The sequence below is a fragment of the Paraburkholderia sp. MM6662-R1 genome (assembly GCF_050436245.1).
Classification (GTDB): domain Bacteria; phylum Pseudomonadota; class Gammaproteobacteria; order Burkholderiales; family Burkholderiaceae; genus Paraburkholderia; species Paraburkholderia tuberum.
Genome location: NZ_JBNDLV010000004.1, coordinates 1,742,399 through 1,764,160, shown reverse-complemented (window position 1 = coordinate 1,764,160; position 21,762 = coordinate 1,742,399). Strand labels below are relative to the sequence as shown.

The following is a 21,762-nucleotide window of genomic DNA, read 5'->3' as shown; positions in this document are numbered from 1 at the left end:
GTCTTCCCCGTGCTAATGCAGATTGTTGATATAAGCGGCCAGATGATGGATGTCGTCGTCGGACAGATTACGCGTCACGCTGGTCATGTTGCCCGCATCGTTGGTGCGTGTGTGCGAGCGGAAGTCCTGCAATTGCTTGACGATGTACTGATACTGCTGGCCCGCGACGCGCGGAATCTCGTTCTGCCCGGAAAAGCCACCCAGGTGGCACATCGTGCACAACAGCTCGGCGGCCTTCTTGCGGCCCGCCTCGATGCTCGCGCCATCCGCGTTGAACGGCACCGATACGGGCTTCTGCGCGGCGAAGTAGTCGGCGAGGTCCTGCATGTCCTCGCTCGACAGGTTCGCCGCCATCGGCGACATGCGCGGATCGCTGCGCCGTCCCTGCTTGAAGTCCTTCAGCTCCAGATACAGGTAGCGCGCGGTTTGCCCGGCCAGAATCGGATAGTCCGGATTGGTCGAATTGCCCATCGGCCCATGACAGGCCACGCACACCTGCGCTTTCGCCTTGCCCGCCTCGGCGTCGGCGCGCGCGCCCGACGGCAGCCATGCGGCGCTCAGTCCGCCGCACAGCAGCGCCACCCATGCAGCGCGCGCCCCACCCGGCGCTCCTCGCGGCGCCGGCCGCCTCATGGCACCGCGAACACGACGACGCTATTGCCGCGCTTGAAGTCGATCTGGGTATTGCCGCCCGCCGCGACCGCGATGTACTGCTTGCCGTTGACCATGTACGACACGGCCGGCGCGTTGACGCCCGCGCCGCACTGGAACTCCCACAGCTTCTTGCCGGTGGCCGCATCGAACGCGCGGAACAGGCCGTTACCCTCGCCGTTGAACACGAGACCGCCCGCCGTTGCAAGTACGCCGCCGATCAGCGGCTGGTCGGTCTTGTAGTCCCACGCGATCTTGCCGGTGTCGACGTTGACGGCCGACAGCTTGCCCCATTGCGCCTCGGACGGAATCAGCTTGAAGGCGCCGCCCAGCCACAGCTTGCTGCCGCCCGGATAGGCGGCGTCCTCGACCTGGTACGTCATCGGCTGATTCAGGTTGGCCGCGTAGACGAGGCGCGTTTGCGGATCGAACGCGATCGGCGACCACTCGACGCCGCCGTTCGCGCCCGGCAGCATGCGCGCGCCGGCTGCTGTCGGCAGGGTCCACATGTTTTCCTGCGGAATCATCGCCTGCGAGAAGCGGATCAGACGGCCGGTCGCGCGATCATGCACGTACACGTTACCGGTCTTGCCCGCATGCACGATGCCGGGGATCATCTTGCCGTCGTTGTCGCGCACGTCGATCAGCACCGGCGGGCTCACTGCGTCGAGGTCCCAGACGTCGTGCGGCACGTACTGGTAGTGCCATTTGTACTTGCCGGTGTCGAGATCGATCGCGACGAGCGAATCCGTATAGAGGTTGTCTCCCGGCCGGATCGCGCCATACAGGTCCGGCGACGGGTTGCCGACCACGAAGTACACCGTGTGGGTTTTCCGGTCGACCGCCGGCGTCATCCACACACCGCCGCCGAGCGTCTTGTAGAAGTCGCCGCCCTTGTCGGCCAACTGCTTCTTCTCCGCGTCGATGTCGCGCTTCTCGTCGCGGCCGGTCGCGTCTTTGGTGGCCCACACGCCTTCCTGGCCGGTTTCCGGAATCGTGTAGAAGGTCCACAGCAACTGGCCGGAATTCGCGTCGTACGCCTTCACGAAGCCGCGAATGCCGTACTCGCCGCCGTTCGTGCCGATCAGAACCTTGCCGTCGACGACCGTCGGCGCCATCGTTTCCGAGTAGCCCTCGTCGGGATTGGCGATCTGGCTTTGCCACAGCACGTTGCCGGTTTTGGCGTCGAGCGCGACGAGCTTGGAGTCGAGCGTGCCCATATAGAGCCGGTCACCCGAAATCGCGACGCCACGATTGTTCGGCCCGCAACAGAACGTCGTGACCGGACCCATCTTGTGCTTGTAATGCCAGAACTCTTTGCCCGTCGTCGCATCGATCGCGTACACGTGATCGAACGACGTGGTCAGGAACATCACGCCGTCCTTCACGATCGGCGCCGTTTCCATCGACTCGTTGACGGCCGTCTGGAAGATGAACGCCGGCCTGAGCTTCGCGACGTTCGTCCGGTTGATCTGCGAGCCGGGGTAATAGCGCGTCTGCGCGTACGAGCCGTTCGGATGGAGCCAGACCGCCGTCATGCTGCCGGCGCGATCGAGCTGATCCTGGGTCACAGGCTGAAGCCTCGATGGCACCGGCGCGGCGGTGGTGGTCGAGCTGTTCTGTACTTCGTCGGCGGCATGAGCCGCAGGCAAGCCGAACGCGATGGCGAGCAGTGGCAGGCCGACAATTCCCTGAATACGGTTGAATGGCATGAGCGTCTCCTAGCTTTTTATTGTTCCTATGAATTGCAGCGCAGGAGTGCGACATGGATCCACGCGGACGACAGCGTGAAAGAGCACGATGGCGCAACCCTCGCAGACGACAAAAGCGTACGACTTCGAATCGTTGTTAGCTTTGTCAGGACGGGTCGGCTTCGCAGAGAGGGGAGAAGTGATGCACGGGTCCGCGGAAAACCGGCTCGTTTAAGGGTAGGCGATGTGTTGTGGATTTTCTAGATTAAATCGTTAAGGAGTGGCGAGCGATCAGCGTGCACCGTTGTGGTCGCTGACCGCCGCCCTGATCGTCGCGTTTTCACCTGGGTCGCTTCGCGTTGCCGCCGCTCGTTGAGCCGATCAGAACCGGCCGCCGCGCGAATCGGCCCCCTGCTGATAGTTCCGGTTGGTCTGTTCCGGATTCCGGTTCACCAGCGGGCGCGCGTAAAGTGGGTGATGCAGGCTCCGTACTTCGTGTTCGAGCCGGAAGCAACGCTCTCCGGATGACAGATCGAGCAGGTCGGCAAACCGGTATTGATGCGGCTCTTCTCCATATACCAGACCTTTTTCGGCGAGCCGTGTGAACGGCCCCGAAAAAGCAGCGGTGTAAATGGCGATATGGTGTCCGTCGTATTCAGGAATGGGCTGGGTCGTTTCCGCGTACAGCAGTTGTTGATGCGTGCCGATATCGATCACCGCGCGGTGCAATCCATGCTTCTCTTCGATGTCGACGGTCGCATCGAACATATCGCGGTAGAAGCGCGCGATAGGCAACGCGCTGCCGACCGGCACATCCATCTTCACGAACGCGATGCCCAGATCGATGTCCGACCACGGAGCCGACGCGGATCGATGGAGAGGATCGAGGCACTCGTAGCGGTTGCCCCACGGACACGTCACTTCGACACTGCCTGCGCGCTCCGTCCAGCCGAACGCGGTGCCGGCGAGCAGCGGTTCGACCGAGCGCAGCCGCCTCACCAGCGCTTCGAGCTCGCCGACCACGAGACCGACACTGCCGCGCAGACGTTGCGCCGCCCCGTGCGGCAAGTGAATCTGCGACCGGCCGACGTTGATCCACATATTCTCGACCCCGGTCATCACGAACGGATCGCGCGTGAGCCCAAGGCCGGTGACGTAGAAGGCGGTCGCGAGAATCTGGTTGGGGATTTTCAGGTTGACGTGTTCGAGCAGGATCAGATTGCCGGTATCGTCGTTAGCGTAAGAGTGTTCCATGTGTTTGCCTTGTGCATGAGCCGCGAAACGCTGGACAAGTTATGCATCAACAGGGCAAATGGTACGTGCTCGTGCAACTCGGGCGCGGCGCGGCGGCGGCGCCATGTTCGGAGGCGTATGAAGCGACACGCATGCGTTTATTGCTTCAGAATCTTCCACGGCCCATTGCCGGTTTTGCAGACGATCGGCGTCCACGTTTGGGTCTGTCCTTTCGCGACCGCGGTCAGCGTCGCGGTCCGGCAGGTTCGATCGCCGTCCTTCGTCGTGTCCTGCGGCGTGACCGTGCCCTTGATCGACACGGAATTGCCGGTGCCCGCATTGCTCCACTCGTACGATTCGCCATCCTTTTTTGTATCGAGCGCCTTTTGCGCCGCGTCGTTGAGCGCTTTACGGTCGGCCTCGCGCATGTAAGTAATGGGCGTGTCTTTCAGAAAGTTCAGGTTCGCTGCGTAACACAACATGGGGCTGGCGAGCAGCGCCGCTGCCGCAAGCCACTGCGTGATCGTGTGGGCGTACGCGGCGTCGAGTGCGGGCGCGCCCGCGCCAGGACGAAATTGACGTGACATGGGTTTCTCCTCGAGTTCATCCGCGATCCGCGTCGTCCGCGAAATCGCCGTTTTGCTGGAACGCGTCGACGACGTCGGCCACCGAGCCGCGTCGGCCGATGTGGCCGACACGAACTTCGAGCCCCTCGGCGCGCAGCATGTCGCGCACGTCCGCGTGCGCGCCGACGACCTTCATCGCGGCGCCCGCGGCCTCCAGCGCGCCGTGCATCGCTTCGAGCATGCGCGCGCCCGCCAGATCGACGACCGCCGATGCGGACAGATCGCAAATCACGAGCCGGACCGGTTCGGGTGCGGCGTGGATCATGCGCCAGATCGTCTCGCGCACGTGCTCGACGTTGAAGTACAGCAACGACGCCTCGACACGCACCGCCAGCACATGCGCAATCGTCTCGTTCTCGGCATGACGTTCGAGATCCGAGAAATAGCGCGTGCCGGGAATACGCCCGAGCATCGCGACATGCGGATGCGCAGCGCGGTGGATGATCAGCAGCATCGACACGAGCACCGCGACGATGACGCCCTTCAGGATGCCCAACAACAGCACCGCCGCGAACGCCACCATCGAAATCGCGAATTCGAAGCGGCTCACGCGCCACACATGACGCAGTTCGCCGACGTCGACGAGGCCCTTCACGGCCACGAGCACGATCGCCGCCAGCACGACGTTGGGCAGATTCGCGAGCAGTCCGGTGAGGAACATCAGACAGAAGCCGATCGCGAGCGACGCAAATACCAGCGCAAGCGCGCTTTTCGCGCCGGCCTTGTCGTTCACCGACGATTGCGAAAGCCCTCCCGCAACCGGAAAAGCCTGGAACAATCCCGCGGCCAGATTGGCCGCTCCGAGACCCAGCAATTCCTGGCGGGCGTCGATCTCGTAACCATGTGCCTGCGCGAGCGCGCGCGCGGCCGAAACGCTCTCGACGTATGCCAGCAACAGGCACGCGAACGCCAGCGGAACGATGCCGTCGACATCGCGCAGCCGCAGCCCGGGCAGACGGAATTCAGGCAAGCCTTGAGGGAGCGCGCCCACGAGCGTGAAGCCGCGGCTGGCCAGCGGCGTGACGGACAACACGACGATCGAGGCAGCGACGACGGCGAGCGCCACCGGACGCCCCGGCAAAAACTTTTCGCCGAGCAGCAGTAACGCGATGCAAACGAGGCCGAAACCGAGCACGCCGAGGTTGGTCAGCGGAAGCTGCCCCCACAGCACGGCGATCCGTTCGAAGAAGAATTCGCCGCCGCCTTTCACCCCGAACAGCTTCGGTAGCTGGGTCATCGCGATCGTCAGCGCGGCGCCCGCCTTGAAGCCGAGCAGGATCGTCTCGCTGATGAAGCTGACGAGCGAACTCAAGCGCAGCAGCCAGCCGATCACGCACATGCACGCGATCAGCACGGACGTGAGCGCCGCGATCGAAGCCCAGCGCGAGGGGTCGCCCCCGGCCATCGGCACGAGCGTCACGCCGACGAGCATCGAGATCGCCGAGGTCGGGCCGATCGCGAGCTGGCGCGACGAGCCGAACAGCGCATAACAGAGGCCGCCGACCAGATAGCCGTAGATGCCGTATTGCGGCGGCAAGCCCGCGAGCGACGCATAGGCGAGCGATACCGGAATGCCATAAGCCGCGAGCGTCACGCCGGCGACCGCATCCTTCGCGAGCCATCGAGGCTGATAGCTTCGCAGCCACTGCGCGGGAGGAAACGCGCAGCGCCACCCGCGCGCGGGTGGCGTGGAAGACGCGCGGCCGGTGACGCTCTGTGGATGGTTCAACGTAGCGCCTCGAGTACGGAAGCGGACCTGACGGAAGCACGGGCGCGCTGTACGGCCTTCGCCTCAGCCAACCCGGAGCGGCTCAGAGCGAATCCTTGACGCGCTGCCACGTGTGATCCGGATTGAACTCGGTCACAGGCGGCGCGTGCGCGCCACGGTCCTTCTGGTAGATGACGCCGTTGTTGTTGACCACGAAGGTCATCACGCCGCTCGTGCCGTACCGCGCCGGGTAAGCGACCATCGCGAAACCCGCGATCATGTGGCCGTTGATTACGTAGCTGAACGCGCCGCCCGGCGCGTTCTTGCCCTGCCGCGTCAGGATGTGGAAATGGTAGCCCCGGTAAGGATCGCCCGCCGCGTGGCCTTTCAGATATTCGGAACTCGCGGCGACGAGCGGTCCGAACGGACTCTCTTCTTCGTCACTGTTTTCGTCGGTGGGCCAGTAGAGACCGTCCTGCTTGCCGGGTGTGCTGGCCAGCTTCTGCGCGTATTCGAGCAGGCCGTCGTGGTTCCGGTCGCGCGACGCGTATTGACGCTGCGCGCCGATATAAGCCTGCAGCACCTTGATCGCTTCGAGTTCGTTGGCGCCGATCCGTCGATTGATCAGTTCTTCTTCGCCCTGCTCGGTGGCGAAGCGCCAGGTGCCGTCCTCTTTGACGATCGGTATCGGCATCGGCCACGCCTCGTCGCCGACCAGCAGAATCCGCCGGTTCGGGCCCCTGTCGTCGAGCAGGTGATAGGCCTCGATCTCCTTGCTCGCCTTGGCCCAGTTCGCCTCGTTCTCCGCCTGATCCGGCGATACCACGAGGCTCTTGTGCGCTTCGCCGAAGATCGCGACGAGCGACGCTTCGTCGTCGGTCTTCAGTGCGCTGGACAGCGCGGCGACCGCGTCTTCAGGGGTGGCGAAAGTGCGCTGCCCCGCGGCGAGCGCGGCCAACGGAATCGACAGCGCGAGCACCATCGCGCACAGCCGACGCGATGTGGCCACACGTCGCCGCGAATCGTCGCGTGGGCGCTTTCCGGTGATGCTTTGTCCGCTCATGGCTGCTCCTTATCGCCGTCCGCCGCCGCGGCCGCCACCGCCACCGCTGGGCCGCGGCGAGAATCCACCACCGCCGCCGCCACGGCCGGCACCGCCGGAGAACCCACCGCCACCGGAATTTCCGCCGCCACGCGTCGATTGACGGCTCGCCGCGCCGCGCGCGCTGTTGGCTTGCGCGTCGCGCGCCGAGCCGTAGCCGCTGAACGCATCGCCGCCGCCCCCAGGCGACGCGCGCTGACTCACCTCGCGTGTGCCCGCCGACGCCGTCGGACGCTGGGACGCCTGCGGCCGCCCTTGCGCGCCAGCACCGCCGCCCGCGAAGTTTGCGCCGGCGCCGCCACCCGCGCCGCCACCTGCATAGTTTGCGCCGCCGCCCGCGCCGCCGCGGTTGCCGCCCGCCAACCCACCGCCCGCGCCCGCGCCCGCGCCTGCACCCGCGCCGCCGCCGCGCGACGGCGGATCGCCGACCCGTTGCGTGCGCGCCGAGCGATCCGAGATACCGCTGACCTGGCCCGGCTTCTTGTCCGAGGTCCACGCGGAGGTGCCCCCTCCCTGCCCGCGTCCACCGCCGCGGTTGATGTCGCCCGTGTTGATATTGCCGCGCTCGACGTTCCTATCGCCGCGCTCGACGTTTCTATCGCCCCGCTCGACGTTTCTTTCGCGGTTGATGTTGATGTTGTTGTTGCCGCCGCCTCCGTAATGCGTTTCATAGTGCCCGCCGTTCCAGGCGGCGGTAATCGCCGCGCCCCAGATCAGCCCCGTCGCGAGCGCGGCGCCGGGCGCGTACGGATAGTAGTAGGCCGGATAGGGCGTGGGCGCGTAGGCGTAGGTCACGGGCGCGCTGGCCACCACGATGGTCTGCGGGTTGTACTGCGGCACGTAGATCACCTGCGGATCGGCCGGCTGGATCTTGATCACTTCCTTCTCGACCACCACGACCTGCTTGTCGTCGGATTTCAGATGCCCCGCCGACTGCGTTTGCCGCCGGAAGCGCTGAATCGCTTCGAGCACCGAGCCCTGGTCGGCAACGACGGCCTCGCCGAGATTGATCGTCCAGTCGAGATCGGTGCTCATGTTCTTGACGATGCTGGGGTAATTCAGCAGCGCCTTCACCGGATCGTGCCACGCGTCGTTGAGCTTGAGCGACTTATCGTTTTTGTACTGGTCGAGAAAGCGATCGGCCTGCACGATTTCGACGGGATAGGTGGAGGCAGGAAGAATGATCGCGATCAGATCGTCCGGATATAGCGCGATCGGTCCGACGAGCTTGTCGAGCGCCGCCGCGGAAACGGGTGCGTTCGAGGCCGCGTTCGCCGGGGCGTTCGCGGCCGGCGCCTGCGCCAGCGACACCGCAGTGGAGAACGCGCCGCAGCACGCCAGAAGCGCGGCGCCCAGTACATGGCTGATGCGTCGCGCGCGCTTCGCCTCGTCGTCGAGCGCCGTTGCAAACGGGATGATGCGTGTACGAGCACGCGAATCGCGGTCCATCGATGCTTCCCCTTGCGCTTTGTCAGCGGCCCCGGGCGGCATGGCCATGATCTTTGACAGACAGTTGTCCGAAGCAATGAAAACGACCTGCACCTGTCGCATGAATACAGTTTGGAAACCATGGACGAAATTGCAAATACGACCTTGGTCCGATTGCGCGCGACAGGCCCGCGACACCATGATGAACGCGAACCTGCCATTGCTGCGCATCCACCGCGCGGCAACCGGTCCCACCAGAATTCCCATTCACGGGTGCCGGTTGCGCCCTCACGCCTGAGCAAACAGGAAGCCGGCGACTCGCACCCGCGTGTGCCCACGCAAGGAGCTGTCGTGAACAAGTCTACGAAATATGCCGTGATCGCCGCGTTGAGCGCGTCGCTATCGCTGGAAGGCCTGGCGCAATCGAGGCCGATTGCCTATCCGGCCAGAGGGCAAAGCCCGCAGCAACAGCAGCAGGACGAAGGCGCCTGCTATTCGTGGGCGAAGAGCAATACCGGCATCGACCCGACCATGGTCGCCAATGCCCCGCCCCCGCCTTCCGGCCCCGCGGTGGGAGGCGGCGAGCGCGTGCAGGGCGCCGCGCGCGGCGCGGCCGGCGGCGCGATCATCGGCGCGATTGCGGGCGACGCCGGCAAGGGCGCGGCGATCGGCGCGGCGACCGGCACGATGGTCGGCGGGTCACGCGCGCGGCAGAACCGGCGCGCGGCCGCGACACAATCGCAGGCGCAAACGCAGGGCTCGATGGACACGTTCAATCGCGCTTTCGCCGCCTGCATGTCGGGGCGGGGTTACACGGTCAATTGATCGCGCAAGGAGAGCAAAATGATTAACCGCAAACTGATCATCGCGGCGGCGCTCGTGTGTCTCGCGAATACAGGATTCGCTCAGACGGAGACACCCGTCACGGTCAAGAGCGAGCCCGGCAAAGTCACTATGTCGGGCATGGTCAAAACGACCGCGACGGTCGTCGGCATCGAGCCGGCAACGCGCACCGTCTTGCTCAAGGACCCGAAGGGCAAGGTCGTGCAGGTCGTGGTCGGCGAGGAAGCGCGCAACTTCGATCAGATCAAGGTCGGCGACGTGGTCAAGGCCGAGTATTCTCAGGCTCTGACCATCATGCTGAAAAAAGGCAACGCGCCGCTGACCGCCAACGAAACGCAGACGCTCGAACGCACACCGGCGGGCGCGAAACCCGGCGGCTCGGCCTCGCGCGAAGTCACGATCATGGCTAACGTCATCGCGGTCAATCACCAGAGCGGCGCGGTCACGCTTAAAGGCCCGCAAGGCAACACGGTGGATCTGATCGTGCAGGATCCCGAACAGCTCAAGCGGATCAAAAAAGGCGACCAGATACAAGCGGTCTATACCGAGGCCGTGGCCATCTCCGTGGAGCCGGTCGCCGGCAAATAGCAGGCATGGCTCGCGTCAGATCAGGCGGTGCGCTTGCGCGAGGCCGCTAAGGGGAGGCGTAAAGTCCGCGCGTCGAAAACGCACCGTCGAGAAAACCCGTATCGCATTGGGACTCTCCGGCAGACGCGCAAGGCGAAACTCGATTTCGTGCGCGGGCCGCGTATCTCCCTCTTCCAGGACGACGTTCATCCGGTCGAGCCGGTACACGCTCCTGCGCACGTAGAAATGCGCATCCGGCGCCCCCAGTACACCGCACATCACGTCGAGATGCCGCTCCAGCGCCTCTGTCTTCAGGCCCAACTGCGCCAGAGCCTGATCGTTCTCTTCGATCTGCGCCTGCAGCTTCGCCACTTCCGCGTAATTCGACGTCGCGTCGCTACCAAGCAGCGAGCGCACGCCCGCCCCTTGCCGTTCGAGAATCGTCAGGCGCGTTTTCAGCAGCGCCCTTTCGCGTTGCAATTCGTCCTGCCGCGAGGTGTCGGCCTCGATCTTGCCGAGGGCTTCGAGCACGAGCTGATCGACGATCCGCAACACGATCTGGCGCCGCAACGCGGCTTCGGATTCTTCGCACACGCGCACCTGGTGATCGCTGAAGTTGATGGTCGTCTGCGCGAGATCGGTTTGCGTCGTTTCGCCGTGTTGCCCGACGCCGAAAATACGCCGCTCGTCCATGGCCATGCCGAGCACCGCGAATACCTGATCGGCAGCGGGATGGTCGCTGAAGAACGTGTTCAGCTCGTGTGAGCGGTTGAAGACCGGGCAGACGTCGTCGGGTGTGGCGAAAAAGGCGTGGATATACGGGTCTGTCGCCCACGCCGCCGCGTTCGCTTCGCGCGTCGGCGGCACTTCATCGGCGAGCCGGAGCAGATAGGCGGTCGTGTGTTGCACGGCGGGCCGCAGGCGCGACGCATAGTTGCGCGCGAGCCGCAACGACGGACAGAGCCCGACGATCCGCTCGACGATTTCCTTCGTCTGCTGATCGTCGCTCTCTTCGGAAGCGTTGCGCCTGGTCAGCCACCGCGACAGCAGACCCATGTCCGGCTCCCGTCGCCCGTCACGATTCGTCGCGCTCCGGCAGCAGCTGCGCGACGATCGTGTGGTTCTTCCAGAACAGGTTATGGACGCGGTTTTGCAGTATGCGCAGCCCGTCCGTGGGCACGTCGTCGAAGACGACCACCGCGCCTGGCCGCGAGCCCGTGCCGAGCACCCGCTTGATCGAGCTGAAGCGCGGGAACCCGTAGCGAATCAGGAACTCGCCGATATCTTCGTCGGAGACGCTTTCCTCGACGTTTCCAAGAAACAGTTCTGCCATGATGCTTACTCCTCCAGGCCCTATGCGACGATGTTCAATCCGCCGTCGATATACAAGGTAGAACCGGACACCCGCCGGGCATACGGCGTGGCCAGAAACGCACAGGTATAGCCGACATCCATGATGTCGACGAGTTCGCCGAGCGGCGCGCGCTGCACCGCTTCGTTGAGCAGCAGCTCGAAATCCTTCAGGCCCGAAGCGGCGCGGGTCTGCAGCGGCCCGGGAGAAATCGCGTGCACGCGGATGCCCTTCGGTCCCAGCTCGAACGCCAGATAGCGCGCGCAGGCTTCGAGCGCCGCCTTGACGGGGCCCATCAGGTTGTAGTTCGGCACGACCTTGTTCGCGCCGTAGTAGCTCATCGTCAGCATGGTGCCGCCGTCTTTCATTAGCGGCGCGGCGAGGCGCGCCATCCGCACGAACGAATGGCAGGAGATGTCCATCGCGCTCAGGAAGCCCTCACGCGACGATTGCAGCAAGCCGCCCTGCAGATCCGCTTTCGGCGCCCATGCAACGGCGTGAACGAGAATATCGAGGCTTCCCCACGTCTTCTCGATCCGGTCGAACACGGCCTCCATTTCGTCCTCGCCCGTTACGTCGAGCGGCATGAAGATCTCGGCATCGAGTGCTTTGGCTATCGGTTCCACATAAGGAAGCGCCTTGTCGTTCGCACAGGTGAGCGCAACGCTCGCGCCGAGGTCGTGAAATGCCTTCGCGCATCCGTAGGCAATCGAATGCTCGTTGGCGACGCCGGTCACGAGGGCCTTCGCTCCCTCCAGAATCAAACGCGGTTGCTCGATCGTCATGGTGATACTCCTTTATGGGGCGATAGCGCGCGTATGACGGGCGATCATCAGTTCCTCGTTGGTGGGCACGACCCAGACCGGCAGCCTGCTCGAGGTGCGGGTGATCAGCGGGCCGCCCGCCCGATTGGCCGCTTCGTCGAGTTCGGCGCCGAGCCACGCGGCATCGCGCACGATGCGCTCGCGGATCGCGACGGCGTGCTCGCCGATGCCGGCCGTCAGCACCAGTGCGTCGAGACCTTGCATCGCCGCGGCGAGACTACCGAGTTCGCGCGCGATCCGGTAGGTGTAGACGTCGATCGCAAAGCGGGCACGCGGGTCGTCGCTGTCGAGCAGCACGCGCATGTCGCCCGAGATGCCCGACATGCCGAGCAGCCCCGAGCCCTTGTAAATGAGGTCCGCGATCGACTGCGTATCCATCTTCAGCTCGTCGAGCAGATAGAGCATCACGCCGGGGTCGAGGCTGCCGCAACGCGTGCCCATCGGCAGGCCTTCCACCGCCGTGAAGCCCATCGTGCTCGCCACGCTCTTGCCCGCGACCATCGCGCACATGCTCGCGCCGTTGCCCAGATGCGCGACGACGGTGCGCCCCGCCGCCGCGGCCGGTGCGATCTCCGGCAGCACGCTCGCGATGTATTCGTACGAGAGCCCGTGAAAACCGTAGCGCCGCACGCCGCGGTCGGTAATCGACGGGGGCAGCGCATAGGCCTGCGCGGTCTCGGTCTGCGTGCGATGAAACGTGGTGTCGAAGCACGCGACCTGTGGAAGGTCGGGACGCAGCTGCGCGAGGATGCGGATCGGGGTCAGGTTATGCGGCTGATGCAGCGGCGCGAGCGGGCTCAGGCTGTCCAGCTGATCGATCACCTCGGAGGTCGCGAGGACGGGGCCGGCAAACCGCTGCCCGCCGTGCACGACGCGATGCCCGACCGCCTTCAGTTGATTGCCGCCGCCGTGGTCGTGCAAAAAACCGCCCAGATATTCGATCGCGCCCTGATGGCCGAGCCGATGGCCATCGCCCCATTCGTGCGAGCTGGCATTACCGTCGCGGTCCGTCACGCGAAAACGCGGGCTCGTGTACAGCGCTTCGATCTGACCGCGCAAAATGAGCTCGAGTTGCGCTTGTTGCGCGTCGAAGGCGCTGAACTTGAGGCTCGACGAACCTGCGTTCAATACGAGGATCACATCCGCCATGACGTCACCCGACCACCTTGCCGGCCTCGCGCCGTGCCTTGGCCACCAACGCGGCGACCGCGCACGACGCGAGACGCGTCGACAGAGAATCCGCGCGGCTCGTCAGAATGATCGGCACGCGCGCGCCGAGCACGATGCCCGCCGCGTCCGCGCCGGCGAGAAACGACAGGCTTTTCGCGAGCATGTTGCCCGCTTCGAGGTCCGGCACCATCAATACATTGGCGCGACCGGCCACCCGCGACTCGATCTGCTTGATGCGCATGGCTTCAATGCTGATCGCGTTGTCGAGTGCGAGCGGACCGTCGACGAGCCCGCCGGTGATCTGCCCGCGGTCCACCATCTTGCACAGCGCCGCCGCTTCCACCGTCGATGGAATTTTCGGATTGACGCTCTCGGTCGCGGACAGGATCGCCACGCGGACTTCGTCAAATTTCAGCGCGTGCCCGAGATCGATCGCGTTCTGCAGGATGTCGACCTTCTCTTCGAGCGTCGGCAAGATGTTGATCGCGGCGTCGGTGATGATCAGCGCGTTCTCGTACCCGGGCACGTCCATCACGAAGCAGTGGCTGATGCGCCGCTCGGTGCGCAGGCCGATGTCGCGGCGAATCACCTCGGCCATCAGCTCGTCCGTATGCAGGCTGCCTTTCATCAGGGCCTCCGCCTTGCCTTCGCGCACCAGTTGCACGGCTGCTGCCGCGGCGGCATGGCTATGCGGCGCATCGACGATCGTGAAGTTCGAAATGTCGATGCCGTGTTCGGCGGCAATCGCTTCGATGCGCGCGCGCGGCCCGACCAGCAGCGGCGCGATCAGTCCCATCCCGGCTGCTTCGACCGCGCCATTGAGCGAACTCTGGTCGCACGGATGCGCGACCGCTGTCGGCATCGCCGGCAGCGTCCGGCAGAAATCGATCAGACGCTGATACTTCGCGTGCTTTTCCATCTGCGTATTCCTCGTGTGTACGGTGCGTTGGATTCGTGACGCGTGGCACGCCATGCTGACGGGAGCCGTGCACACGGGCGCCGTGCATACGGGCGCCGTGCACACGGTTCCGTCACGCTTGCGTCCTGCCGCGCATCGCGCCGGTTGCTCACGTGCGAGTGGGGTCCGGCAAACGTGCGTTGCGCTTGCGGCTCTCGCGCGAACCCAGCACCGCGCGGATGCGTTCGAACGCCTCCTTTTGCGCGGCGTCGGGCGCGGTGTTCAACACGCGCTCGTCGCTCGCCAGCTTGTCGAGCAGTTGTAGAAAGCGCTCGCGGTCCTCGCTGTGGGAAAGCAGCTTCGGCAACGTGGCTATCGCCTCGTCCGGTTCGAAGCTGACGATGATTTCCTGCTCGCCCCGGATCCGCCGCCAGTGATCGGGGCTGATGTCGGGCAGGTACTCCACGTAACTTTCGGCGATCTCCTTGCGCATCTCCAGGCGCGCGAGCGGCAACGACCCGCCCTTGCGCGACAACAGAAAGGCCGCGCGCCCGAGCGCCTCCGTGTAGCCGCCGTCGCCGATCGCCTGCAACGCCGTGCGCACGAACGGCAGCTCGCGCGGATCGATCGCGCCGGCTTGCGCGGCCACGCCATCGGCGCCCGGCTTGCTCAGATACGTCGCATACAGATTCGCGTACACGCTGAAGAAGCTGGCCTCGGTCCCCGCGTCGCGCATCGCGCGGTAATAGTCCAGCGACGCGCTGAACATTTGCGAGCCGTTGTGTTCGAGCTTGCTCCACGGGTTATCGGCGGCGGCCCGCTGGCGATTCTCACGAACCGACTGCGCGGCCGCCGGCAGCCAGCCAAGCCACGGGTTCATCGCGGACACGGCCCAGCGCTGCCAGCGCAGCGGATGAAACTGGCGCAGCAGGCGGGCGCTCGTTTCGTTCGACATCGCCTGCACGAACGGCCGCGCGAGCAGTTCATACATGCGTTGATTCAGATTGGACACCGCGGCGACCGCTTCGAACGGCTTTTCGTCGATGCGGCCGAAGCGGTTGAAATGCGCGGAAATCTCCTCGAGCCGCCGCTCATGAAATTCGACTTCGTATTCGATCTCCCCGGCCGCGTTCCTGGCCTCGTTGATGGTCATGCCGTAGAGTCCCGGCGGGAAGGTTTCGATGGTCTCGAGCACGGACATGATCTGCTTGTGCTCCTTCTTCGCGACTTTCCCGGACACGAAAATGCCCAGATGCCCGACGTTCTGGTGCGTCAGACCGACGATCACCTGGCCGCGCGACTTGATCTCCTCGGTGCTGCCGTAAAGGTCCGCCACCCAGTTGAACGCCTGTTGAGGCGGCGTGATGTTGTCCCCCATCGACGCGAACAGGATGATCGGCGAGCGGATTTCACGCAGATCGAAAGCCTGGCCGCTGCTGTTCGTCACTCCGCCCGACCACAGCTTGTTGCCGACGAACAGGTTGCGCGTGATCCATTCGATCTCCTCGCGATTCATCAGGTAGTAGCTGCCCCACCAGCGCTCGAATTCCAGAAAGCGTGGCGGCTCGGTATCGACGTTCGAGAACAGGTGGTAGTACTTGTCCCAGAACGTGTTGGCGGGATTCAGGTTCTCGAAGTTCTCCACCAGATACGCGCCGTCGAACTTGCCGTTGCCAAGATCCGCCGCGTACGACGCGAGCCACGCGCCGCCCAGCATGCCGCCCGCGTAACGCATCGGGTTGTCGCCCTCGCCTTCGCTCCAGGCCGCGCTCCAGTACGACATCGGCGCACCGTTGATGACGATCGGGCCGGTCTCCTCGGGGTCAGAGCTGGCGAGCATCATCGCCGCCCAGCCGCCCTGGCAATTGCCGATGATCGCGGGCTTCGGACTGTCGGGATGCAGCGCGCGCACCTTGCGCACGAATAGCTGCTCGGCGTTGCACACGTCGAGGAGGGTCTGACCGGGCTCGGGGTCGCGAAAGAACACCACGAAGTAGACGGGATAGCCCGCGCGCAGCGCGATGCCCGCCTGCGAATCGTCCTTGAAGCCGCCAATGCCGGGGCCGTGCCCCGCGCGCGGATCGATGATCAGATACGGGCGTTTGCGCACGTCCACGCCCACGCCTTCGAGCGGACGAAGTTGCAGCAGCGCATAGTTGACCGGCCGTTCGAAGGTGCGGCCGTCCAGCACCATGTCGTACTCGAAATGCAGCACCGGCGCGGGACCGCTGACGCTGCGTTCGACGAACTCGTTGCCGCGCCGGTACAGCGTGTCCCAGAACAGCAGCGAGCGCTGCGCGGCATCTACCGTGTATTGCCACGCACTGAGCGGATCGAATGGCGCGGGCATCGCGCTTGCGGTCGGGGCGCCATCGTGATCGAGCCCCAGCGTTTCGGTGACCCGTTCATTCAGATGCCGCTGGGCGATTTGCGTGCGCTTCTGCAGCACGTGGGTGATTTTTGAGGCAATGTCCTGGCTTTGTGACAACAGCGTTTCAGCGTCCATCGGAAGACTCCTGAAAGGTGCGCGTCACGATCGGTGCCGAGGCACGCGCCGTGCATCGATTGAATCGTGGAGTTGGCCCAGAGCTCTAGCAATCGGACCAAGGTCTTATTGTGCGCGCGACCCGGTGCAGCGCACGGGTTCGGGCGCGGCGCGTGTCGACGTGACGCAGCGCGACGTCTCATTGAGCGGGTTTTGCCTGCACCGCTGCGGCGATATCGCGGCTCACCGAGGCGAGCGCGAGATCGTGGGCGGCGATGATCGGCTCGAATCCGGGACCGGACACGCTCTCGCGCGCGACCGAGCGGCCGGTGATGGCGCGGACCTTGCCGGGCGGCCGCACGGTCCACAGCACATCGACGGTGACGTCGCGCCCCGGCACGGACTCGAAGCGCATCACGTCGATCCGCACGCGCCAGACGACGGACGGATCGCGTACCGCATCGAATACCGAAATCTGCTGCGAGTTCAGCAGCGCGCCGAGATCGGCCGCGATTACGCGGCCGATGTCGCCACCGAGCGGCTGCGCCCAGCGGTCGAATTCGTTGACCGCGACCTCGTTGTTAGCGATCCGCGTGACGATCTGCGGCCGGTCCACGATCTCGGGTATCGTGACCGGACCGATCACCGCCGCGATCGGCCGGCTCGCGCCGGTGCTGCTCAACGACTCGTCGGGGCTCAGCGTGTAGAAGTTCGTCGCCGGCGACTTGCAGGCGCCGAGCAGAGCGCCGGCGAGCGCGAGCATCAGGCCGGCCGCGAAGCGGCGCATCACATCTGTCATGGCTTCTTGTCCTCGGACTTGCCGCGCACGAGCGATTCCGGATGCTGCGCCAGATAGTCGGCCAGCGTGCGCAACGAGGCAGCGGTGCGAGTCAATTCACGCATTGCGTCCTCCGTCGATTGCTGCAGCGACGAGTCGGGCTGCAGCGCGGCATTCGCCGAATCGAGCGTCGATTGCGCGGACAGCAGCGTGTCGCGCGCTTTCGGCACGACCTGCGTGTTGAGCTGCCCGAGCATCGCGTTGGTGGTGCGCAGCGTCGAGCGCGCGTCCTTGCCGATATCCTCGAACGGTATGTTGTTGATCTTGGCGAGCAGTCGCGTGACCGATTCCTGCAGCGATTGCAGCGTGCGCGGAATCGCGGGCATTTCGGGCGGCGTCTTGTTCCAGTCGATCGACGCCTTCGGCGCGTCGGGGAAATAGTCGAGCGCGAGATACTGCTGGCCGGTCAGCAGATTGCCGGTTCTCAACTGGAAGCGGAAGCCGTGCTCGACCAGATAGTTCGCGAGAGCGCGCGGGTCATCGGTGACGTGTCCGCCGGCGCCGTCGTTCTGATAGCGCGACGTGAACCGCTCCGGATAGAGATTGATCTCGACCGGACTGCTGAAGCGGCGGGTGTCCGGATCGAAGCGCGTGTAGATCGCCGTCACTTCGCCGATATCGACGCCGCGGAAATCGACCGGCGCGCCAACTGTCAGGCCGCGCACCGAATCCGCGAAGTTCACCACGTATTTGACGACGATGCGATCGTGCATCTTCATCGCGTCGGCGCGCGTGGTGTACAGCTCGAACCGGGTGCTGGTATCGGCGCTCGTCTCTACCTGTGAATCGGGCGGCGATTCGAACGCGATCCCGCCGATGATGATCGACACGATCGACTGCGTTTCGACCCGCAAGCCGCTGCTGTCGAACGACATGTCGACACCGCTGGCGTGCCAGAAGCGCGTGTCGGTTCTGACGAAGCGGTCATACGGCGCGTTGACGAACACCTTCACCGTGACGCCGTGGCCGTCCGGGTCCAACTGGTACGACGCGACCTGGCCCACCTGAATTCTGCGGAAAAACACGGGCGTACCCACGTCGAGCGAGCCGAGTCCCGTGCCGTGCAACGTGTACTCGTGCCCCGGCACGTCGCTCGCGATCACGGGGGGCTCCTCGAGGCCGACGAAACTGCGGCGCGCTTTTGGCGAATTGCCGACGTCGACGTCGACATACGAGCCCGACAGCAGCGTGCCGAGCCCCGACACCGTGCCACCCGAAATGCGCGGACGCACGACCCAGAAGCGCGTGTTGTCGACGAGCAGGTCCGACACGTCGCGCGTCACCTCGGCCTTGGCCACCACGCGCTTGTGGTCCGGCGTCAGCGAGACCGCTTCGACCACGCCGATATCGACGTCCTTGAACTTGAGCTTGGTCTTGCCGGCTTCGAGACCGTCGCCGGTCTTGAAGCTGATGCTGATCTGCTCGCCGCGCTCCATCACCGCCTTCACCGCCAGCCAACCGCCGATCAGTATCGCCACGATCGGCACGAGCCAGACCAGTTGCATCCGCCAGCGCGAGCGCGGCACCGGCTCCGCGGCGGGCAGCTCGGGCTCTTCAGTCGGAGTGGACACGTTCGGTCTCCAAAGCGTCCCACATCAGGCGCGGATCGAACGCCATCGAGGCGAGCAAGGTCAGCACGACGACCGCGCCGAACGCGATCGCCGCCGGCCCCGCCTTGATCGTCGCCAGCGCCTGGAATTGCACCAGCGCGACCAGCATCGTGATCACGTAGATGTCGAGCATCGACCAGCGACCGATCAGCTCGATCAGGCGATAGATCCGCGTGCGCTGCCCGGGCAGCCATTGCCAACGAAGCTGGGTCGACAGCGCGAGATACCCGATGCCGAGAATCTTCAGCATCGGCACGACGATGCTCGCGATGAACACGAGCAGCGCAAGCGGCCAGGAGCCCGATACCCACAGATAGACCACGCCGCTCAGGATCGTGTCCTTCTGTGTGCCGAACAGCGAACTCGTGTCCATCACGGGCAGCACGTTGGCCGGAATGTAGAGCACCATCGCGGCCACCAGATACGCCCACGTGCGCGACAGGCTCGCGGGCTTGCGCTGGTGCAACGGCGCCTTGCAGCGCGGACAGACGTGCTTGACCGCGCCGCTGGGCTGCTTGAGCAGCAGGCCGCATTCTTCGCACAGCACGAGCCCGTAGGCAGACGCCGTGATGGCGTTGCGGCGCACGCGGATCGGCGGCAACTGCCACGCCCGCGCGCCACGCGCTGCCGTGATGCGCGCCCACACCTCATGCGGATCGAAGGTCGCCGCCGCGGCCGCGAGCAGCAGCATCAGCGCGATGAACGACCACAGCGCAGTGCCCGGCACCACCTTGGCGATATGCGCGAGCTTGACCAGCGCGACCAGCAAGCCGAGGATCAGCACCTCGGTCATGCCCCACGGCCGCGCGAACTGAAACAGACGAAAGCACTCGGCCGGCCGCCACGGCACGCGCCCGAAGCGCAGCGGCAGCAGCAGCCACAGCATCGCCGCGGTTTGCAGCACCGGCGTGACGATCGTCGTCAGGCCGACCAGCAAGGCGAGCGGCCACGAGCCGTGGCTGTACAGCATGCGCACCGAACCCGCGAGCGTCGTCTGCACGACATGGCCGTTCAGCGACAGACCGACGATCGGAAACACGTTCGAGATCACGAGCAGCACCGCGGACGCGCACGAGAACGCGAGCGCATACTCCGGCCCGTTCGAGCGTCCGCGCCTGAGCTCCGCGCGGCAACGCTGGCAGCGCAACGCATTGCCGGCGGCCGGGGGCGCGCCGAGCTGAAGCAGGTCGCACTCTTCGCACGCAATCAGCTCGTTGCCCGTCATCTCGCCTCCACTGCACCCGACGTTCCAGCCGGCGCGGGCGCGTTCTGCGAGACCGGCGCCATCGCCGGCGAGTTTTGCTGCGCGGGCGGCGGCGCCGTCAGTTTTTCCGCCTCGGCCACCCAGCCACCGCCCGTCGCCTTGTAGAGCGTGACGTACGAGGCCAGCACCGCGCCTTGAGTTTGCGCATAGGTCAGTTGCGCGTTGAACAGGCTGCGCTCCGCATCGAGCACTTCGATGTAGCTCGTATAGCCGCCTTCGTAGCGCTGCCGCGCGAGGTGCGCATAGGTGTGCAGCGCCTCGACCTGGAGGTTTTGCGCATCGAGTGCCTGATGCGTCTTCTGCACGGAGATGAGCGCGTCCTCGACCTCCTGGAACGCTACCTGGATCGCCTTTTCGTACGAGTACAGCGATTCCTGCTGGCGCGCTTCGGCGCTGGTGCACCTGGCCGGTGATGTTGCCCGCCGTGAAGATCGGCTGTGTGACGCTGCCGGCAAACGACCACACGCGCGCCGGGCCGGTGAACAGATTCGAAAACTGCGCGCTGACCGAACCGAACAGCCCGGTCAGCGAAATCGACGGGAAGTACAGCGCGCGCGCCGCCCCGATCAGCGCGTTTTGCGCGACCAGCGTCTGCTCGGCCTCCAGCAGGTCGGGACGGCGTTCGAGCAGATCGGACGGCAGCCCCTCGGGAATCGGCGGCGTGCCCATCTGCGACAGCTCACGGCCGCGCAGTATCGCGCCGGGATTCCTGCCGATCAACACCGACAACGCGTCTTCCTGCTGGGCGATCTGCGCTTCGAGCTGCGGAATCGTGACTTGCGCGGCTTGATACTCCGACTGGCTTTGCGCGAGTTCCATCTGCGAGACCTCGCCGTAGCGGAAGCGCGCCTCGAACACGCGCACCGATTCCGCGCGGCTTTGCACGGTCTCCTTCGCGATCTCTAGCTGCCGGTCCAGACTGCGCAGATTAATGTAGGCCGACGCGACCGAGCTCACCAGCGTCAGAATCGTGGCGCGGCGGCCCTCTTCGCTTGCGAGCAGATTCGCGCGTGCCGCCTCGGTTTCCCGGCGTACCTTGCCGAACAGATCGAGCTCCCAGGACACCGCCAGCGTCGCGTCGAACTGGTTGTAGACGGGGCTCACGCCCGTCGGCACCGGCACGCCTTCGTCCTGCGAGACCCGTTGACGCGACGCGTCGGCGCCTGCCGAAAGCTGCGGGAACAGCCCGGAGCGCGTGGTCACGAACTGCCCGCGAAACTCGTCGACCCGCGCGGCCGCGACCTTCACGTCGCGATTGTCCTGCAGCGCGGCGGCGATCAGCTGATCGAGCACCGGGTCCTGAAACTGCTCCCACCACACGGCGTTGGCGATGCCCGCGGCCTCGCCCTGGGCGAAACGATAAGTGGCCGGCACGTCGACCGCCGGGCGCTGGTAGTTGGGGCCTAGCAGGCATCCGCTCAGCGCGAGCAGCATGACGGATGCGAGCAAACGCGCCGGTGCCGTGCCGCGCAT

At 65.3% G+C, this 21,762-nt stretch carries 18 protein-coding genes and 1 pseudogene; 2 read left to right on the top strand and 17 right to left on the bottom strand.

Annotation, left to right across the window (positions count from 1 at the left end; all coding sequences use genetic code 11):
- Nucleotides 1-12 precede the first annotated feature (12 nt).
- The 7 genes from OKW39_RS37990 to OKW39_RS37960 all read right to left on the bottom strand — a co-directional run bounded on the left by OKW39_RS37990 (nucleotide 13) and on the right by OKW39_RS37960 (nucleotide 8,460).
- Nucleotides 13-633: a c-type cytochrome gene (locus OKW39_RS37990; RefSeq protein ID WP_429564984.1), complete on the bottom strand. Its 621-nt coding sequence runs from the start codon at nucleotides 631-633 to the stop codon at nucleotides 13-15.
- A complete protein-coding gene (locus OKW39_RS37985) occupies nucleotides 630-2,363 on the bottom strand; it encodes a pyrroloquinoline quinone-dependent dehydrogenase (protein WP_429334365.1) in 1,734 nt (577 codons plus the stop codon). The genes OKW39_RS37990 and OKW39_RS37985 overlap by 4 nt, the downstream gene beginning before the upstream one ends.
- 360 nt (nucleotides 2,364-2,723) lie before the next feature.
- Nucleotides 2,724-3,596, bottom strand: a complete 873-nt coding sequence (locus OKW39_RS37980; RefSeq protein WP_429564983.1) for a VOC family protein — start codon at nucleotides 3,594-3,596, stop codon at nucleotides 2,724-2,726.
- 137 nt (nucleotides 3,597-3,733) lie between these two features.
- Nucleotides 3,734-4,162, bottom strand: coding sequence for an RT0821/Lpp0805 family surface protein (locus OKW39_RS37975; protein WP_429334366.1), 429 nt, complete (start codon nucleotides 4,160-4,162; stop codon nucleotides 3,734-3,736).
- A 16-nt stretch (nucleotides 4,163-4,178) separates the two neighbouring features.
- Nucleotides 4,179-5,930, bottom strand: coding sequence for a SulP family inorganic anion transporter (locus OKW39_RS37970; RefSeq protein ID WP_187611506.1), 1,752 nt, complete (start codon nucleotides 5,928-5,930; stop codon nucleotides 4,179-4,181).
- Between the two features lie 82 nt (nucleotides 5,931-6,012).
- The gene (locus OKW39_RS37965; protein ID WP_090808991.1) at nucleotides 6,013-6,972 is read right to left on the bottom strand and encodes a DUF2950 domain-containing protein; all 960 of its coding nucleotides are present in this window, start codon (nucleotides 6,970-6,972) and stop codon (nucleotides 6,013-6,015) included.
- 9 nt (nucleotides 6,973-6,981) lie between these two features.
- Nucleotides 6,982-8,460, bottom strand: a complete 1,479-nt coding sequence (locus OKW39_RS37960) for a DUF3300 domain-containing protein (protein ID WP_244144883.1) — start codon at nucleotides 8,458-8,460, stop codon at nucleotides 6,982-6,984.
- A 330-nt stretch (nucleotides 8,461-8,790) separates the two neighbouring features.
- On the opposite strand from OKW39_RS37960, the gene OKW39_RS37955 reads away from it, so the two are divergent.
- Both OKW39_RS37955 and OKW39_RS37950 read left to right on the top strand, forming a co-directional pair.
- Nucleotides 8,791-9,264, top strand: coding sequence for a glycine zipper family protein (locus tag OKW39_RS37955; RefSeq protein ID WP_090810400.1), 474 nt, complete (start codon nucleotides 8,791-8,793; stop codon nucleotides 9,262-9,264).
- Nucleotides 9,265-9,282: 18 nt separating this feature from the next.
- Entirely contained in the window at nucleotides 9,283-9,870 is a 588-nt protein-coding gene (locus OKW39_RS37950; RefSeq protein WP_090808989.1) for a hypothetical protein, read from the top strand.
- A 15-nt stretch (nucleotides 9,871-9,885) separates the two neighbouring features.
- Here the strand turns inward: OKW39_RS37950 and OKW39_RS37945 are convergent, their stop codons facing one another.
- From OKW39_RS37945 to OKW39_RS37900, 10 genes and pseudogenes are all read right to left on the bottom strand, one after another.
- Entirely contained in the window at nucleotides 9,886-10,905 is a 1,020-nt protein-coding gene (locus OKW39_RS37945) for a hypothetical protein (RefSeq protein WP_429334368.1), read from the bottom strand.
- Between the two features lie 19 nt (nucleotides 10,906-10,924).
- Nucleotides 10,925-11,182: a hypothetical protein gene (locus OKW39_RS37940; protein WP_090808984.1), complete on the bottom strand. Its 258-nt coding sequence runs from the start codon at nucleotides 11,180-11,182 to the stop codon at nucleotides 10,925-10,927.
- A 20-nt stretch (nucleotides 11,183-11,202) separates the two neighbouring features.
- Nucleotides 11,203-11,985, bottom strand: coding sequence for an enoyl-ACP reductase FabI (gene fabI / locus OKW39_RS37935; RefSeq protein WP_429564982.1), 783 nt, complete (start codon nucleotides 11,983-11,985; stop codon nucleotides 11,203-11,205).
- A gap of 12 nt (nucleotides 11,986-11,997) precedes the next feature.
- Entirely contained in the window at nucleotides 11,998-13,173 is a 1,176-nt protein-coding gene (locus OKW39_RS37930) for an acetate/propionate family kinase (RefSeq protein WP_429564981.1), read from the bottom strand.
- A gap of 4 nt (nucleotides 13,174-13,177) precedes the next feature.
- Nucleotides 13,178-14,167 (bottom strand): phosphate acetyltransferase, encoded by a 990-nt coding sequence (locus OKW39_RS37925; RefSeq protein ID WP_090808979.1) that lies wholly within the window; start codon nucleotides 14,165-14,167, stop codon nucleotides 13,178-13,180.
- A 94-nt stretch (nucleotides 14,168-14,261) separates the two neighbouring features.
- Nucleotides 14,262-16,598, bottom strand: coding sequence for a DUF3141 domain-containing protein (locus OKW39_RS37920; RefSeq protein ID WP_429564980.1), 2,337 nt, complete (start codon nucleotides 16,596-16,598; stop codon nucleotides 14,262-14,264).
- A 178-nt stretch (nucleotides 16,599-16,776) separates the two neighbouring features.
- Nucleotides 16,777-17,376: a PqiC family protein gene (locus tag OKW39_RS37915; protein WP_090808975.1), complete on the bottom strand. Its 600-nt coding sequence runs from the start codon at nucleotides 17,374-17,376 to the stop codon at nucleotides 16,777-16,779.
- Nucleotides 17,373-18,986, bottom strand: coding sequence for an intermembrane transport protein PqiB (locus OKW39_RS37910; protein ID WP_429564979.1), 1,614 nt, complete (start codon nucleotides 18,984-18,986; stop codon nucleotides 17,373-17,375). Before OKW39_RS37910 ends, OKW39_RS37915 begins: the two co-directional genes overlap by 4 nt.
- On the bottom strand, nucleotides 18,970-20,250 hold the full coding sequence (locus OKW39_RS37905; protein WP_429564978.1) for a paraquat-inducible protein A: 1,281 nt from the start codon (nucleotides 20,248-20,250) through the stop codon (nucleotides 18,970-18,972). The genes OKW39_RS37910 and OKW39_RS37905 overlap by 17 nt, the downstream gene beginning before the upstream one ends.
- A pseudogene (locus tag OKW39_RS37900) lies at nucleotides 20,247-21,762 on the bottom strand (efflux transporter outer membrane subunit). The gene OKW39_RS37905 and the pseudogene OKW39_RS37900 overlap by 4 nt, the downstream one beginning before the upstream one ends.

Bases quoted from the DNA above. Each gene is read 5' to 3' on its own strand.
- OKW39_RS37990 (WP_429564984.1), bottom strand. From the start codon at position 633: ATGAGGCGGCCGGCGCCGCGAGGAGCGCCGGGTGGGGCGCGCGCTGCA.
- OKW39_RS37985 (WP_429334365.1), bottom strand. From the start codon at position 2,363: ATGCCATTCAACCGTATTCAGGGAATTGTCGGCCTGCCACTGCTCGCC.
- OKW39_RS37980 (WP_429564983.1), bottom strand. From the start codon at position 3,596: ATGGAACACTCTTACGCTAACGACGATACCGGCAATCTGATCCTGCTC.
- OKW39_RS37975 (WP_429334366.1), bottom strand. From the start codon at position 4,162: ATGTCACGTCAATTTCGTCCTGGCGCGGGCGCGCCCGCACTCGACGCC.
- OKW39_RS37965 (WP_090808991.1), bottom strand. From the start codon at position 6,972: ATGAGCGGACAAAGCATCACCGGAAAGCGCCCACGCGACGATTCGCGG.
- OKW39_RS37960 (WP_244144883.1), bottom strand. From the start codon at position 8,460: ATGGACCGCGATTCGCGTGCTCGTACACGCATCATCCCGTTTGCAACG.
- OKW39_RS37950 (WP_090808989.1), top strand. From the start codon at position 9,283: ATGATTAACCGCAAACTGATCATCGCGGCGGCGCTCGTGTGTCTCGCG.
- OKW39_RS37945 (WP_429334368.1), bottom strand. From the start codon at position 10,905: ATGGGTCTGCTGTCGCGGTGGCTGACCAGGCGCAACGCTTCCGAAGAG.
- OKW39_RS37940 (WP_090808984.1), bottom strand. From the start codon at position 11,182: ATGGCAGAACTGTTTCTTGGAAACGTCGAGGAAAGCGTCTCCGACGAA.
- fabI (WP_429564982.1), bottom strand. From the start codon at position 11,985: ATGACGATCGAGCAACCGCGTTTGATTCTGGAGGGAGCGAAGGCCCTC.
- OKW39_RS37930 (WP_429564981.1), bottom strand. From the start codon at position 13,173: ATGGCGGATGTGATCCTCGTATTGAACGCAGGTTCGTCGAGCCTCAAG.
- OKW39_RS37925 (WP_090808979.1), bottom strand. From the start codon at position 14,167: ATGGCGTGCCACGCGTCACGAATCCAACGCACCGTACACACGAGGAAT.
- OKW39_RS37920 (WP_429564980.1), bottom strand. From the start codon at position 16,598: ATGGACGCTGAAACGCTGTTGTCACAAAGCCAGGACATTGCCTCAAAA.
- OKW39_RS37915 (WP_090808975.1), bottom strand. From the start codon at position 17,376: ATGACAGATGTGATGCGCCGCTTCGCGGCCGGCCTGATGCTCGCGCTC.
- OKW39_RS37905 (WP_429564978.1), bottom strand. From the start codon at position 20,250: ATGACGGGCAACGAGCTGATTGCGTGCGAAGAGTGCGACCTGCTTCAG.